The 14,674-nt window shown below is 72.0% G+C and carries 11 protein-coding genes; 8 read left to right on the top strand and 3 right to left on the bottom strand.

Annotated features, from left to right (window positions below; genetic code table 11):
• The first annotated feature begins 130 nt into the window (after positions 1–130).
• From ABDJ40_RS15870 to ABDJ40_RS15850, 5 genes are all read left to right on the top strand, one after another.
• Complete coding sequence (locus tag ABDJ40_RS15870; RefSeq protein WP_347611352.1) at positions 131–1,486, top strand: Gfo/Idh/MocA family protein; 1,356 nt, start codon at positions 131–133, stop codon at positions 1,484–1,486.
• A 119-nt stretch (positions 1,487–1,605) separates the two neighbouring features.
• Positions 1,606–2,415, top strand: a complete 810-nt coding sequence (locus ABDJ40_RS15865; protein ID WP_347611350.1) for a hypothetical protein — start codon at positions 1,606–1,608, stop codon at positions 2,413–2,415.
• A 135-nt stretch (positions 2,416–2,550) separates the two neighbouring features.
• On the top strand, positions 2,551–3,210 hold the full coding sequence (locus tag ABDJ40_RS15860; protein ID WP_347611348.1) for a hypothetical protein: 660 nt from the start codon (positions 2,551–2,553) through the stop codon (positions 3,208–3,210).
• A gap of 233 nt (positions 3,211–3,443) precedes the next feature.
• On the top strand, positions 3,444–4,646 hold the full coding sequence (gene mltB, locus ABDJ40_RS15855; RefSeq protein ID WP_430765653.1) for a lytic murein transglycosylase B: 1,203 nt from the start codon (positions 3,444–3,446) through the stop codon (positions 4,644–4,646).
• 267 nt (positions 4,647–4,913) lie between these two features.
• Positions 4,914–6,398: a GGDEF domain-containing protein gene (locus tag ABDJ40_RS15850; RefSeq protein ID WP_347611344.1), complete on the top strand. Its 1,485-nt coding sequence runs from the start codon at positions 4,914–4,916 to the stop codon at positions 6,396–6,398.
• 42 nt (positions 6,399–6,440) lie between these two features.
• On the opposite strand, the gene ABDJ40_RS15845 is transcribed toward ABDJ40_RS15850, so the two are convergent.
• Entirely contained in the window at positions 6,441–8,834 is a 2,394-nt protein-coding gene (locus ABDJ40_RS15845; protein WP_347611342.1) for a DNA internalization-related competence protein ComEC/Rec2, read from the bottom strand.
• A 73-nt stretch (positions 8,835–8,907) separates the two neighbouring features.
• Here ABDJ40_RS15845 and ABDJ40_RS15840 point away from each other — a divergent pair, with 73 nt between their 5' ends.
• The 3 genes from ABDJ40_RS15840 to ubiM all read left to right on the top strand — a co-directional run bounded on the left by ABDJ40_RS15840 (position 8,908) and on the right by ubiM (position 11,303).
• The gene (locus ABDJ40_RS15840; protein ID WP_347611340.1) at positions 8,908–9,375 is read left to right on the top strand and encodes a RidA family protein; all 468 of its coding nucleotides are present in this window, start codon (positions 8,908–8,910) and stop codon (positions 9,373–9,375) included.
• Complete coding sequence (locus ABDJ40_RS15835; protein WP_347611338.1) at positions 9,375–9,890, top strand: disulfide bond formation protein B; 516 nt, start codon at positions 9,375–9,377, stop codon at positions 9,888–9,890. The genes ABDJ40_RS15840 and ABDJ40_RS15835 overlap by 1 nt, the downstream gene beginning before the upstream one ends.
• Positions 9,891–10,034: 144 nt before the next feature.
• Positions 10,035–11,303, top strand: coding sequence for a 5-demethoxyubiquinol-8 5-hydroxylase UbiM (gene ubiM, locus ABDJ40_RS15830; protein WP_347611335.1), 1,269 nt, complete (start codon positions 10,035–10,037; stop codon positions 11,301–11,303).
• A gap of 57 nt (positions 11,304–11,360) precedes the next feature.
• On the opposite strand, the gene ABDJ40_RS15825 is transcribed toward ubiM, so the two are convergent.
• Both ABDJ40_RS15825 and ABDJ40_RS15820 read right to left on the bottom strand, forming a co-directional pair.
• Positions 11,361–13,220 carry a gamma-glutamyltransferase family protein gene (locus ABDJ40_RS15825; protein ID WP_347611333.1) on the bottom strand — a complete coding sequence of 620 codons (1,860 nt, stop codon included), beginning with the start codon at positions 13,218–13,220 and terminating at the stop codon, positions 11,361–11,363.
• A gap of 61 nt (positions 13,221–13,281) precedes the next feature.
• Complete coding sequence (locus ABDJ40_RS15820) at positions 13,282–14,670, bottom strand: DUF1501 domain-containing protein (protein WP_347611331.1); 1,389 nt, start codon at positions 14,668–14,670, stop codon at positions 13,282–13,284.
• Positions 14,671–14,674: the final 4 nt, after the last annotated feature.

Raw genomic sequence — 14,674 nt, 5'->3', positions numbered from 1 at the left:
GCGCGACAGGGCTCCCCCGGGGGAGCCCTTTTTTCATGCCGGCTCCGGGATTGACGCAGTGCCGGACACGACCTGGCGCTGCCATCATCCGCGGCGCAACCCGCCCCACTCTTTCGAGGCTTCAGCGACCATGCAACGACGTCACTTTCTCCAGTCCACCGCCGCCCTGGGCCTGGCCGCGGGCCTGCCCGGTCGCGCCCTGGCCGGCCGCGAGCGCCTGCGCCTGGCCATGATCGGCACCGGCATGCGGGGTCAGGTCTTGCTCAAGGAGCTGCTGCGGCGCGAGGACGTGGAGGTGGCCGCCCTGTGCGACATCGAGCCCCTGATGCTGCGCAAGGCCCTGGACCAGTGCGAGAAGGCCGGCCGGCCGCAGCCCCGCGTCTTCGGCGAGGATGCCGACCCCCAGGCCTTCCGCCGCCTGCTGGCGCTGAAGGGGCTGGACGGCGTCATCATCGCCACGCCCTGGGAGTGGCATGCGCCCATGGCCATTGCCGCCATGGAGGCCGGCGTGCCGGTGGGCTGCGAGGTGGTGGCCGGCATCAGCCTGCAGGACCACTGGGATGTGCTCGACACCCAGCTGCGCACCCGCACACCCTACATGCTGCTGGAGAACGTCTGCTACCGCCGCGACGTCATGGCCGTGCTGCAGATGGTGCGCGCCGGCCTCTTCGGTGAGCTGGTGCACCTGCAGGGCGGCTACCAGCACGACCTACGCGCCGTGAAGTTCAACAGCGGCGACCCGGCCCGACCCTATGGCGGCGGCGTCGAGTTCGGCGCCAAGGGCTGGTCCGAGGCGCGCTGGCGCACCCAGCACGCCGTGCAGCGCAACGGCGAGCTCTACCCCAGCCACGGCATCGGCCCCTGCGCCATGTACGCCAACATCCACCGCGGCAACCGCTTCACCCACATCAGCAGCTTCGCCAGCAAGGCCCGTGGCCTGCAGGACTACGTCAAGCGCAAGATGAAGGCGCCGGCCGATCATCCCAGCGCCAGCACCCGCTTCAGTCTGGGCGACGTGGTCACCACCACCCTGGCCTGCGAGAACGGCGAGACCATCCTGCTGCAACACGACACCTCGCTGCCACGCCCCTACTCGCTAGGCTTCCGCGTGCAGGGCACGGACGGTCTGTGGATGGACCTCAACCGTTCCATCCACATCGAAGGCAAGAGTCCGCCCCACCAGTGGGAGGACTTCCAGGCCTACCAGGACCGCTACGACCACCCCCTGTGGAAGAAGCACGCGGCGCAGGCCGAGGGCGCTGGCCATGGCGGCATGGACTTCTTCGTGGTCCACGCCTTTGTCGAGGCCCTGAAGGCCCAGGCGCCCATGCCCATCGACATCTACGACGCCGTGGCCTGGAGCGCCATCACGCCACTGTCCGAGCAGTCCATCGCCGAGGGCTTCAAGACGCTGGCCTTCCCGGACTTCACCCGGGGCCTGTGGAAGTCGCGCAAGCCCGTCTTCGCCTTCAACGACGCCTACTGAGGGCGCAGAGCCCTGCCCTTGTGAGCGCCCGCGCACGGCGGCGGCTTGGACGGTGCGGCCCGGCGCGGGCTGACCATGACCGATGGCGCCGCAGCGGTCGCTCGCCACAATCGCGGCGCATGAAGCCCATTGCCCGCCCCCTGCTGATCGAGACCCTGCAGGCTGCCCTGGCCGCCCACCCCGATGTCGACGCGGCCTGGGAGGGGGGCAGCGCCGCCTTCAGCTACCGCGACGAGCTCTCGGACGTGGACGCCGTGCTGGTGGTGGCCGACGAGGCCATCGAGGCCGTGTTCGCCGCCGTCGAGGCCGCGCTCGGGGCGCTCTCGCCCATCGCCCTGCAGCACGAGGTCACCGGCACCGCGGGCTACCGCCAGCGCTTCTACCGTCTGCGCGACTGCAGCGAATTCCTGGTACTGGACCTCGTGCTGATCCGGCGCAGCGACCCCCTGCTCTTCCGCGAGGTCGAACTGCACGGCCACGGCCGGGTCTGGCATGACAGGACCGGCGTGCTGCGGGAAACGCACCTCGACGCCGCGCAGGACCTGGCCGCGGCCCGCGCCCGCATTCCCGTGCTGGCCAGCGCCTTCGAGATGTTCCAGCACATCCCCACCAAGGAACGCCTGCGCGGCCGCGCCGTCGAGGCCCTGCACTTCTACCAGGCCATGACGGTGCGCCCGCTGATGGAGGTCCTGCGCCTGCTGCACTGCCCCGCCCGCCGCGGCTTCGGCCCGCGCTATCTGGCCCGCGACCTGCCGGCCGAGGTCTGCCGGCGCCTGGAACGCCTGAGCTTCGTGCGCGACCTCGAAGACCTGGCCGAACAGCACGCCCAGGCCCAGGCCTGGTTCCATGAATGCCTGGCCGTGCTGCGCAGCGAGGGGCCGGGGGCCTGGCAGGCGCAGGCAACAGACGGGCAGGGCCTGCGCGCTTGAAGTCCTGCGAACCCTGATTAGCACCGCCCGCAGTACGGTCCGGCCATCGCCTGCCGCCGGCAGGGACCCACGCACCATTGCCACTAAAATCGCACGCCCCTATTTCAAGACCAAGCTTTCAGAGGAGGACCCATCATGAAGCTCAAGCCCCTGCTGCCCATCGTCGCCTTGTTGGCGCTCGGCGGCTGCGCCACTGTCAACAAGCAAGCCCTGGGCCCCGGCGCTGTGGCCGGGCTCAAGGGCCAGACCCTCGTCCAGACCAAGCGCCCGGTCCCTGACTTCATTGCGATGACGCCCAGCAAGGCGGCCATCGCCCTCGTCGGCCTGGCCCTGGCTGTCTCCGATGGCAATGCCATGGTGAGCGGCCACGCGATCCAGGACCCGGCGCAGGCCATCGCTGAGGGTCTGGCCAGCGCCCTCAGCAGCGCGCATGGCACCAAGACCGCAGGTCAGCCCCTGACCGTCTCCGCCCAGGACGCCGCCACGCTCGCCAAGGCCGCCGACGGCAGCGCCCAGTACGTGCTGGACGTCCAGACCATGGGCTGGCAGTTCGTCTACTTCCCCACGGATTGGACGCACTACCGCGTGCTGTATTCGGCCAAGGCTCGCTTGATCGATACCACCACCAAGACGACGGTGGCGGAAGGCGTCTGCACCCGCTTCCCCGAGTCGAACACGGGTGCGCCGACCTACGACGAGCTGACCGGTAACGGCGCCGCACTGCTCAAGAAGGAGCTGGCCCTTGCCGCCGAGGACTGCGTCAAGTCTCTCAAGGCTGAAATGCTGGTGCTCTGAGCACCGCCCGCCGCGCACCCGAGCCGCAAGAGGCCGGTCAATCCGCTTGATCGGGCTAACCGGCCTTCTTTCTCGGAAGATGCGCTGCGGGCGCCTGTTGAGCATGGCCAGGGCACCCCGGCCGAGCTGCCGGCGCCAGGCCTTTGGGGAGCGGAGGGCAGGCTATCCCGTATGCTCTGCCCCCATCCTCTGTCAATGCGCCGCCCACCGCGGCATTGCCCATCTTGCTGACTCTGCCCGCCCTGCCCCACTCGCTCGTCGCCCTGAGCCTCCTGCCCGTCAGCCTGCTGCTGGCAACACCCGTCTGCCGCGCGCAGGCAGCTGAGCGCCCCTCGGCCACTGCCTCCGCAAGTCCGGCGGCTCCCGCGGCCAACCGAAAGACGCTCACCGCGGGCCAGCGCTCCAAGCAAACCGGCAAGACAAAACCCGCCCGCCACACCAAGGGCGGCACCGCGCCCGGCAGTGCCGACGCCAAGGCCCCGGCCCTGGGTCAGACCGCCGCCGTGCTGGCATTCGCCGCGGAGCATGCGGCCTCGCTGAACCAGACGCCCGAGCAGATCGCCGCCCTGCTGGCCCAGGCCCGCATCCTGCCCAGCGTGCAGCGGCTGATCATGCCCACGCCCGCCGGCACGGCCAAGGACTGGATGGCCTACCGCGACCGCTTCGTCGAGCCCCGGCGCCTGCAGGCCGGCCTGGCCTTCTGGGAGGCCAACGCCGAGGCCCTGGCCCGCGCGGAAGAGACCTATGGCGTGCCCGCCGAGATCGTGCTGGGCATCATCGGCGTCGAGACCTTCTACGGCCGCATCATGGGCGGCTTCCGCATCCTTGATGCCCTGGCCACGCTGAGCTTCGACTTCCCCACTGGCCGCAGCGACCGCAGCCCCTTCTTCCGCGAGGAGCTGCACCAGTTCCTCCTGCTGTGTCAGCGCGATGGCCTGGATCCCCTGGCCCTCAAGGGCTCTTATGCCGGCGCCCTGGGCCTGGGCCAGTTCATGCCCGGCAGCTGGATGCGCCATGCCGTGGACTTCGACGGCGACGGCCATGCCGACCTCATCAACAGCCCGGCCGATGCCATTGGCTCCGTGGCCAACTTCCTGGCCCAGCACGGCTGGCAGCGTGCCCTGCCCACCGACTACACCGTGGCCGCCCCCGCCGGCACCGCCGAACGCGCCCAGCTGCTGGCCCCCGACGTGCGGCCCACCTTCACGCCGGCCCAGATGCAGGCCCTGGGCGCCCGCCTTTCCGAGGCCGGCCAGGAGCACACCGGCAAGCTTGCCCTGATCGAGCTGCAGATGGGCGACGCCGCCCCGGTCTACGTGGCCGGCACCGACAACTTCTTCGTGCTGACCCGCTACAACCAGTCCGCCTACTACGCCATGGCCGTGATCAGCCTGGGGCGCAAGCTGGGGCAGATGCGGCGGGCGGGCACGGACTGAGCCCGCGGCGGCCTGCCCGCGTTCTGCGACGCGAGCTGAGGCTGGGCCGTTGTGGCGACCACGCCGCCCGGCCCTAACCCCGGACGCCAACGTGACATTTGCCGCGCCGGCCCCGGGCGGCCCCGCCCCCGGCCGGCCGCGGGCGGGCACGGCTGCTAGAGTGGCCCACAGCCCGCGGACCGCGCATGCGGGGAGTCTGCAGGGTGCTGTCCTGCCCTGATCAGGCCCTGGGGCCCGGCCCCTTGTAACGGTTGCGAGGTGCCACGCTTGTACTCGATCCTGAAGGCCGTGCATCAGCGGCGCATCATCGGCAGCCACCTGGCCCTGGCGGCCCTGCTGAGCGGCATGGCGCTGTACCTCCGGTCGGATTTCCAGCATGAACGCCAGCGCCTCATCGACGAGACAGGCCAGATGGCCCTGCACCGCAGCGAGCTGATCAGCCGCGCCTTCGGTGACACCTTCCTCATCACCGACTACGTGCTGCGAGACGTGCTCGGCCGCATCGATCCTCGGCACGATCTGAGCTACCCGACGAGGGACGCCGCGCAGGCCCGGCGGCTCAAGACCCTGCTGGCGGAGAAGGCCGGCACGGTCACCGGACTGGCCGACCTGGCGCTGCTCGACGAGAACTGTCTCTTCGTGGCGGTATCCCATCGAGACGTCGAGGGCCGCAAGAGCATCCAGTCCTTCTGCGAGGCCCGCAGGGTGGCGCCTGGCGAGGCCTTGCATTTCGAATACATGCCGGCCGAACGCTCACACTCGCGCCGCCCGGTGCTGCTGATGAGCCGGACACTCGGCCTTGCCGACGGCCGGCTCCAGGGGGCCGCCATGGCCGTCATCGACCTGGACATCGCGCAGCGCTGGCTGGAAGGCGTCCGCACCGACAGCAACGCCGTGATGGCCTTGCTGGATCGCGAGGGCACCCTGCTGGCGCGCAATCCGCCGCTGCCAGCGACGCGCGCCAGCGATCCCGCGCTCGCAGCGCGTCGCGCGGAACTGGCGCAGCGCGGCCATGGCGTCTTCCAGACGGCCGCCACCGAAGATGGCCGGCTGCGCGTGGCAGGCGTGTCACCCGTCGGCCGGCTGCCCTTTGTCGCGGCGGTGGGCTACGACCTGGAGACTGCCTTGCGGGGCTGGCACTACCGGCGCCTGCAGTTCATGGTCGGCTTTCTGGTGCTCAGCGGCCTGTCCTTTCTTGCCCTGCGCATCTACCTGATCACCCTGGCCCAGCGCGAGAAGCTGCGGCTGCAGGCCAGCACGGACCCGCTGACCGGCGCAGCCAACCGACGGGCATTCCAGCGCAGCGGACAGGCGGAAATCGCCCGTGCGCAGCGCCATGGCCACGCGCTGTCGCTCCTGATGGTGGACATCGACAAGTTCAAGCTCGTCAACGACAGCTGGGGCCACCCCACCGGAGACCGGGTGATCCAGGCCCTGGCCACCACGATCCAGTCCCTCTGCCGCGGCCACGACCTTTGCGGCCGGCTGGGCGGCGAGGAGTTCGCGATCCTGCTGCCGCAATCGGACCTGGCCGGCGCCGCGGCCATGGCCGAGCGCCTGCGGGTGGCGGTGCAAGGCGTGACAGACGTCCGTTCCGACGGCGGCCAGGAGGTCCGCTTCACCATCAGCCTCGGGGCAGCCACCCTGCATGGGCAGGACGACAAGCTGGATGCCCTGCTGCAGCGCGCCGACCGGGCGCTGTACCAGGCCAAGGAGACCGGGCGCAATCGCGTGGTGCTGGAGCAGGCCTGATCAGGCGCTTCGCCTGACCAGCCGCCCACGTGCGGCCAGCGCTCATGGATCCGGCCCCTCCGGTTCCTCGCCAGGCGCGGGCTGCGCCACCAGATCAGGCAGCTGCCAGTAGCGCGGATCGCGCTGGCGCTCGCAGGTGGGCCAGGCCTCGCCGCTGAGCCAGCGCCAGGCGCCGCAGCCGGGGCTCTGCCAGACGGGGATGCCTGCGGCGCGGTAGCGGGCCAGCACCTCCGGGTGCGGGTGGCCGAAGCGGTTGCGGTAGCCCGCCTGTGCCAGGGCCAGGCGCGGGGCCGCGGCGGCCAGGAGGGCGGGCGTCGAGGAGGTCCGGCTGCCGTGGTGGGGCAGCAGCAGCACCTCACTGGGCAAGACCTGACCCTCTGACAACATCAAGGCTTCGTCCGGCGCCTCCACGTCGCCCGTGAGCAGGGCGCTGTGGCCGTGGGCATCGGTGATGCGCAGCACGCAGGAGCGGTGGTTGGGGCGGGCCGCGGCCTGGGTGCGCGGCGGCTCGGGCGGACCGGGGTGCAGGAGCTCGAAGCGCACGCCGTCCCAGTCCCAGTGCTGGCCGCGCTCGCAGGGCTCATGCGCCTGGCCCTGCAGCAGGGGGTGCCCCGGCGGCAGGCTGCTGCGCAGGAGCGGGGGCCGCAGCTGGCGCAGCACGGCCGCCGCGCCACCGACGTGATCCAGGTCCTGGTGGCTCAGCATCAGCGCGTCCAGGGGCCCCCAGCCCAGGGCACGCAGCAGCGGCAGCAGCACGCGCTGGCCGGCGTCGGCGCCGCCGCCCCAGCGCGGGCCAGTGTCATAGAGCAGCAGGTGCTGCCCGGTGCGCACCAGCACCGCCGTGCCCTGCCCGACGTCGGCCGCCAGCAGCTCGAAGCGGCCCGGCGGCGGTCGCGGCACCACCGGCCACAGCAGGCCCGGCAGCAGGCACAGGCCGGCGAGCCGCCAGGCCCGCGGCAGCGGCAGCACCATCAGGGCCGCCCCCGCCAGTGCGGCGGCCTGCGCCCAGGCTGGGGCCACCGGCAGGCTCAGCACGGCCACGGGCCAGGCCGCCATCAGCGCCAACAGGGCCAGGCCCTGCGCGGCCAGCCAGGCGCCGAGGGTCCAGCAGGCAGGCCAGGCGATGCCCGCCAGCGCCAGCGGGGTGATCACGAAGCTCACCAGCGGGATCGCCAGCAGGTTGGCCAGCACGCCCACCAGGGACAGCTGCTGGAACAGGATCAGGGTGAGGGGCGCCAGGCCCAGGGTCACCACGCCCTGCTCGCGCAGCAGCGCGCCCAGCCGGGCCCGCCAGCCCGGCGCCTCGGGCGTGCGCCCCTGGCTCATCAGCAGCGCCACCGCCCCGAAGCTGAGCCAGAAGCCCGCCTGGCACACCGCCCAGGGATCCAGCAGGCACACCAGCCAGGCCGCACCGAGCAGGCGCAGCGGCCAGGGCCAGCGCCAGGCCCCCTGCTGCAGGCAGGCCAGGCCCAGCAGCATCCAGACGGTGCGCTGGGCCGGCACGCCCCAGCCCGTGAAGGCCGCATAGGCCGCGGCCGCCGCCACGCCCAGCCAGGCCCCCGCCCTGGGCGCCGGGACGATCAGGCTCAGGGCCTCGCTGCGCCGCCACAGGGCCGCCACCAGGGCCGACAGACCCCAGGCGAACATGGTGATGTGCAGGCCGCTGATGGCCATGAGGTGGGCGACGCCGGTGTCGCGGTACACCTGCCAGTCGGGCGCGGGAATGGCCGCCTGATCCCCCACGCTCAGCGCCACCAGCAGGCCAGCCGCCCCACCGCTGCCCAAGCGGGCCTGCAGGCGCTCGCGCCAGGCCTCGCGCCAGTGAGCCAGGCAGTGCCAGGGCGCGCCGGCCAGGCGCTGCTGCAGGCCGGGGCGGATCTGGGCGCGGGCCTGGAGGTCCTGCTCCAGCATCCACAGGGCCTGGTCGAAGCCATGGGGATTGGCCAGGCCCGGCGATCGCTGCAGACGCAGGCGCAGCTGCCAGCGTTCGCAGGCCCGCCAGGGGGCCTGCCCGGCGGCCGGATAGCCCAAGGCCAGCACCTGCCGCGGCGCCCCCGGTGGCAAGACCTGACCCTGCAGCGGCGCCAGGCCCAGCACCAGGCGCCAGCCCGGGCCGCCCGCGAAGCCCTGCACCGCCTGCGGCAGGGCGAGGACCTCGGCCTGCACCTCGATCTCCTGCCCCTCCAGCGCCGGCCCCAGGCGGGCCTGCAGGCGCTGCTCGGCCCGCAGGCAGCCGCTGCCCAGGCCCGCCAGCAGACCCAGGGTCAGCAGCAGAACCACGCGGAAGGCGCCTGGCAGGCAGCGCAGCAGCAGGGCCGATGCCAGCAGGGCGCTGCTGCAAAGCATCAGCCAGGGCCAGTGGGCCGGGGGCAGCTGCGCCAGCTGGTGCAGGCCCGCCAGGCCCAGCAGCCAGCCCAGCATGAAGGCGGCGGGCATGAGCACCGGCATCGTTCCTGTCACGGGTGTAGGATGCCGGCCAGTTTTTCACCAATCCCCTGCGAGAGCCGACATGAGCACCCCCAACTCTGTGTATGACCGCCTGAACGCCCTGGGCATCACCCTGCCGCCGCTGGCCGTGCCCGTGGCCGCCTACGTGCCCTTTGTGCGCACCGGCAATCTGCTGTTCCTCTCGGGTCACCTGGCCAAGAAGGACGGCGCCGTGTGGGCCGGCCAGCTGGGCAAGAACGTGGACACCGCCGCCGGCAAGCAGGCCGCCCACAACATCGCCATCGACCTCATGGGCACCCTGCACGCCGCCGTGGGCGACCTGAACAAGGTGCGCATCATCAAGCTGATGAGCCTGGTCAACAGCACGCCCGATTTCACCGAGCAGCACCTGGTCACCAACGGCTGCTCCGAGCTGCTGGCCGAGGTCTTCGGCGACAACGGCAAGCATGCCCGCAGCGCCTTCGGCGTGGCCCAGAACCCGCTGGGCGCCTGCGTGGAGATCGACCTCGTCGCCGAAGTGCTGGCCTGATGTTCCTCCGCCCCTCCCCCTGGCCGGGCCGCGTGCTGGCCCTGGTCTGCCTCAGCAGCCTCGGCTCGCTGGCCCTGGCCCTGGCGGCCCAGCACTTCTTCGACGTGCGGCCCTGCCCCTGGTGCGTGATGCAGCGCGGCGTGTTCCTGCTGCTGGGCCTCGTGGCCGGGCTGGGATGGCTGCTGGGCCAGCTGCTGAACCGCGCCCGGGCCGTGCAGCTCTTGAGCCTGCTCCTGGTCGCGGGCCTGGCCCTGGCCGGGCTGGCGGCCGCGGTCTGGCAGCATCAGGTGGCGGCGCAATCGGCCAGCTGCAACATGACCTTCGCCGATCAGCTGGTGATGGTCCTGCACCTGGACGAACTTCTGCCCTCGGTCTTCATGGCCACGGCCGGCTGCAACGAGGCCGCCGCCTACAAGCTGCTGGGCCTGCCCTACGAGGTCTGGAGCGGCCTGCTCTATCTGACGCAGGCCCTGGCCGCCGCCTGGAGCCTGCGCACTCTGTTGCGCCAGCGCTGAGCGCCACAAGCCCCGCCCCAAGCCCCGCCCGCATCGCCGGCCGGGGCTTTGTTTCTTGGGCGCCGGCCCCCTGGGTTCGCGCCCCTTGGCTGATCAGGATCAAGCCGGCCCCGCGGCCCGCGGGCTACGCTGCTCGCGCCTTCAATGCCGGCCCTCGCGCCCTCCCGCATCGTGCAGACCTCGCCCTCCTCCGATTCCGTCCTGATCATCGGCGCCGGCCCGGCCGGCCTGTCCATGGCCGCGGCCCTGGCCGACATCGGCATCGCCTCCACGGTGCTGGAGCAGGCGCCGCTGGCGGCCATTGCCGAGCCGAAGGAGGACGGCCGCGAGATCGCCCTCACCCACCGCGGCGTGGGCGTGCTGCAGCAGCTGGGCGCCTGGCAAGACCTGCCCCCCGAGGCCATCTCGCCGCTGAAGGCCGCCCAGGTCTTCAACGGCCAGGACGCCCGCTTCCTGGGCTTCACGCCGGAAGGCCAGGGCACGGACCGCCTGGGCCACCTCGTGCCCAACCACTGGCTGCGCCAGGTCGCCTGGCAGGGCGTGGAGAAGCGCCAGGACCGCGTCACCCTGCGCTGCGGCACCCGCGTGCAGAAGCTGAGCCTGCTGGCCCAGGGCGGCCGCGCCGCGGAAGTGGTGCTGGAGGACGGCGAACGCCTGGCCGCCCCGCTGGTGATCGCCGCGGACAGCCGCTTCTCCGCCAGCCGCCGCCTGGCGGGGATTGGCGCGGACATGCTGGACTTCGGCCGCAGCGTCATCCTGTGTCGCATGCACCATGAGCTGCCGCACCAGCACACCGCGCTGGAATGCTTCCACCACGGCCACACCATGGCCTGGCTGCCGCTGCAGGAGCACATGGCCTCGCTGGTCCTGACCGTCAACGCCGACGAGGCCCAGGCCCTGCTGGACCTGGACGACGACGCCTTCCTGGCCTGGGTCCAGACCCACAGCCAGGACCGCCTGGGCACGCTGCGCCTGGCCGGGCCGCGGCACTTCTATCCCCTGGTGGCCACCTATGCGCGGCGCTTCGTGGCGCGACGCTTCGCCCTCATCGGCGATGCCGCCGTGGGCATGCACCCGGTCACGGCCCATGGCTACAACTTCGGCCTCTACGGCGTGCAGACCCTGGCCCGTGAGCTGCAGATGGCGCGGCGCCACCGCGCCGGCTGCGACCTGGGCGAGGCCGTGGCGCTGGAGCGCTTCGAGCGCGAGCACCGCCGCGCCACCCGCCCCATCTACCTGGGCACCAATGCCGTGGTGAAGCTCTTCACCGACGAGCGCCCCCTGGCCCGCGCCCTGCGCCAGGGCGTGCTGCAGGGCGCTGCCCACCTGCCCCCGCTGAAGGCCCTGATCAGCCAGCAGTTGACGGGCAAGGGCCCCTCGCTGCTGCGGCAGATCCGGGCGCTGGCGGGCTGAGCGGCGGCCTCGGGCTCCCCGGCGCAGGATCCCGCGCCGCCGGCCTCGATCACCGGTTCATTCGCCCCGGGCCACGCCCTCGCGCCGCGGATCGGCCGCGCCCAACCAGCCCGTGCCCTGGCGCTGCAGGCCGTGCAGGCCGCTGGTCATGTCACGCTGCTGCACGGTGTGGCCGCGCGCCTTCAGCGCCTCCACCGTCGCGGCGGGGAACTGGCCGGCCTCCAGCACCGTAGGACCGTTGAAGCTGGCGAAATTGGGCAGGGCGAAGGCCTGCTGCAGGTTCAGCTGCCAGTCCTGCATGCCGATGAGGCTCTTGGCCACGTAATGGATGATGCCCTGCCCGCCGGGGCTGCCCAGGCTCATCATCAGGCGCCCGTCCTGCGGGTTGAAGACCAGGCTGGGACTCATGCTGGAGCGCGGGCGCTTGCCGGGCTCGACGCGGTTGGCGACCGGCCGGCCCTGCGCGTCCCGCGGGGCCAGGGAGAAGTCGGTCAGCTCGTTGTTGAGCAGGAAGCCGCCGGGCAGGCCGGTGCCACCATCGCTCATCAGGCGCGAGCCGAAGACGGCCTCGATGGTGGTCGTCATGGCCACGGCGCGGCCCTCGCGGTCCACCACGCTGATGTGGCTGGTGCCGTACTCGGGCTGGGCGGCCATGGGGGCGTAGGCGCTGCGCTGCGGCACGGGCTGGCCCGGCTGGGCCTGGCCCATGCTGCGTTCGCCCACGAGGCTGGCGCGCTGGCGGAGGTAGTCCGGGGCCAGCAGGGTCTCCCAGCGGCCGCCGGGGGCCTGCACGAAGTCGGGGTCGGCGATGTACTGGTTGCGGTCGGCAAAGGCCAGGCGCGCGACCTCGGTGTAGCGGTGCAGCCAGTCGGCGCCGGGCTTGCCCGATTGCAGGGCCTGGGCCGCGGGCACCGGCAGCAGCATGCCCAGCATCTGCATGATGGTCAGGTGGCCGGAGGACGGCGGCGGGAAGCCGCAGATGCGCCACGGCTGGCGGCCCTGGCCGCTCCAGTCCGAGCACAGGGGATCCCGTTCACGGGGCCGGTAGGCCTGCAGGTCGGCGAGGCTCAGGCGGCCGGGGTTGGACGGGTGGGTGCTGACGCGCCGCACCATGTCCTCGGCGATGGCACCGCGGTAGAAGGCCTCGGCCCCCTCGCGGGCGATGCGGCGGAACACCTCGGCCAGCGCCGGGTTGCGCAAGACATGACCCCGGGGCCAGGGCTTGCCGGCGGCGTCGTAGAAGTAGCGGCCGGCCACCGGGTCACGGGGCAGGAAGTCGTCCTCGGCCAGCAGCTTCTGGAAGCGGGCGCTGACCGGGAAGCCCTGCTCGCTCAGGCGGATGGCGGGCTCGAACAGCTGCGCCCAGGGCAGCCGCCCCTCGGCCGCATGGGCCTGGGCCAGCATGCGCAGCAGGCCCGGCGTGCCCACGCTGCGGCCGCCCACCACGGCCTGCATGAAGCTCATGGGCTTGCCGTCGGGCTGCAGGAAGAGGGATTCGTCCGCCGCAGCGGGAGCGGTCTCGCGGCCGTCGAAGGCGCGCAGCCGCCGGCCGTCCCAGTGCATCAGGAAGGCACCGCCGCCGATGCCGCTGCTCTGCGGCTCGACCAGGGTCAGCACCATCTGCACCGCGATGGCGGCATCCAGCGCGTTGCCACCGGCGCGCAGCATGGCCACACCGGCGTCCACGGCCAGCGGGTTGGCCGCGGCCACGCCCTCGCGCTGCAGCTGCCAGCCGGGCTTGTCTTCCCAGCCGCTTTCGCTTTCGGGCTGGGCCTGCTGGGCGGCTTGCACCGAAGCCGCGGATGCTCCCGAGGGCTGCGACGGCGCCTGGGCACAGCCGGCAAGACCTGACCCCAGCGCCAGCAGCAGGGCCCAGTGCAGTCGTGGCGCGGCGAGAGGGAATCGGGACAGGGTCATGGCAGGCTCGGATGTCGACGATGGCGGCCAGTGTAGGACCGCCACCGCCGCCGCCCTGCACTCAGGCGAAATAACCCACGTCCTTGACCGTGTAGTTGCCGATCTGCGGCAGCACGGTGGGGAGGTCTGCGGCGCTCACGCCCATCCAGGTGGCCAGGGTGGCGCCCAGCTGGTCGACCGAGGTGGTGGGCAGCAGGCGGCCCTGGCCGACGTCGTCCGGCCCGTTGACCGAGACCGAGGGCAACTGCCCCCAGAAGCGGCCGCCCTTGACCGCGCCGCCCATCACGAAGTGGTGGCTGCCCCAGCCGTGGTCGGAGCCGTCGCCATTGCTGCTGAGCGTGCGGCCGAAGTCGGAGGCGGTGAAGGTGGTGACGGCATCGGCAACGCCCAGCTCCACCGTGGCGTCATGGAAGGCACCCAGGGCATCGTTGACCGCGGTCAGCAGGCCCGGGTGCTGATTGGGCAGGAAGTCGTGCAGGTCGAAGCCGCCCATGGAGACGAAGAAGACCTGGCGCTTCACCCCCAGGCTGGCACGCGAGCCGATCAGCCGGGCCACGATCTGCAGCTGCTGGGCCAGGTTGTTGGCCGGATCGAAGACCGTGGTCAGCGGCGGCAGATTGGTCAGCGCGCTGGAGACGATGGTCTGGGCCGAGATGGAGCGCGACACCACCCGGTTGAGCTCCTGCTCCATCCAGTGCGAGCGCTGGGCGGTGATGAGGCTGCGCAGGGCGTCGGCGCATTGCTGGGAGCCGTACAGCGGCTTGGTCACGGCATTCACGGCCACGGCGCCATTGGTGGCCACCTGGTACTGCACCGCCTGCTGGCCGGCCATGAAGACGGCATTGCCCGAGGCGTTGATGCAGGTGAACGTGGTGTTGCCGTTGCTGCCGAGGAAGCGGTCGCCCATGCGGCCGCCCCAGCCGGTCACGGCACCCTCGGGGCTGGAGGCCTGCCAGACGCTCTGCTGGTCATTGTGGGAGAAGAGCTTGGGCGGCAACGGCACACTCTGAGCCTTGTACTGGGCCAGGGTGGTGGGCTGGATCAGGGTGCCCACATTGAGCTGCACGCCCAGGCGGCCGGCATCGAACAGGGTCTTGAGCCGGCCCAGCTGCGGCGCCAGGGCCATCTGGCGGCCGTCGGGCAGAGCCACGCGCGGGGTCAGCGCGGTGGCAGCCAGCTGGTCGCGCGGGGTGGCGATGCTGCCGCGGATGGTGGCGTAGGCGCTGTAGCTGGCGCTGTCATAGGGCACCAGGGTGTTGCCGTAGTCATTGCCGCCATAGAGGAAGACGCAGACCAGGGCCTTGTAGTCGTTGCCGGCGGACTGCGCCGCGGCCTCGCCCATGGCGGCCAGGTTGAGCGCGAAGGGGGCGGCGGTGCCGGCCAGGCCCAGGGCCGAGGCGCGGCGCAGGAATTCGCGGCGTTGCAGCTGGGGCAGCTTGTTGATGTGCATGGCG

It is taken from the genome of Roseateles flavus (assembly GCF_039872765.1).
Classification (GTDB): Bacteria; Pseudomonadota; Gammaproteobacteria; order Burkholderiales; family Burkholderiaceae_C; genus Roseateles_B; species Roseateles_B flavus.
This window is presented reverse-complemented; position numbering and strand designations above follow the sequence as displayed.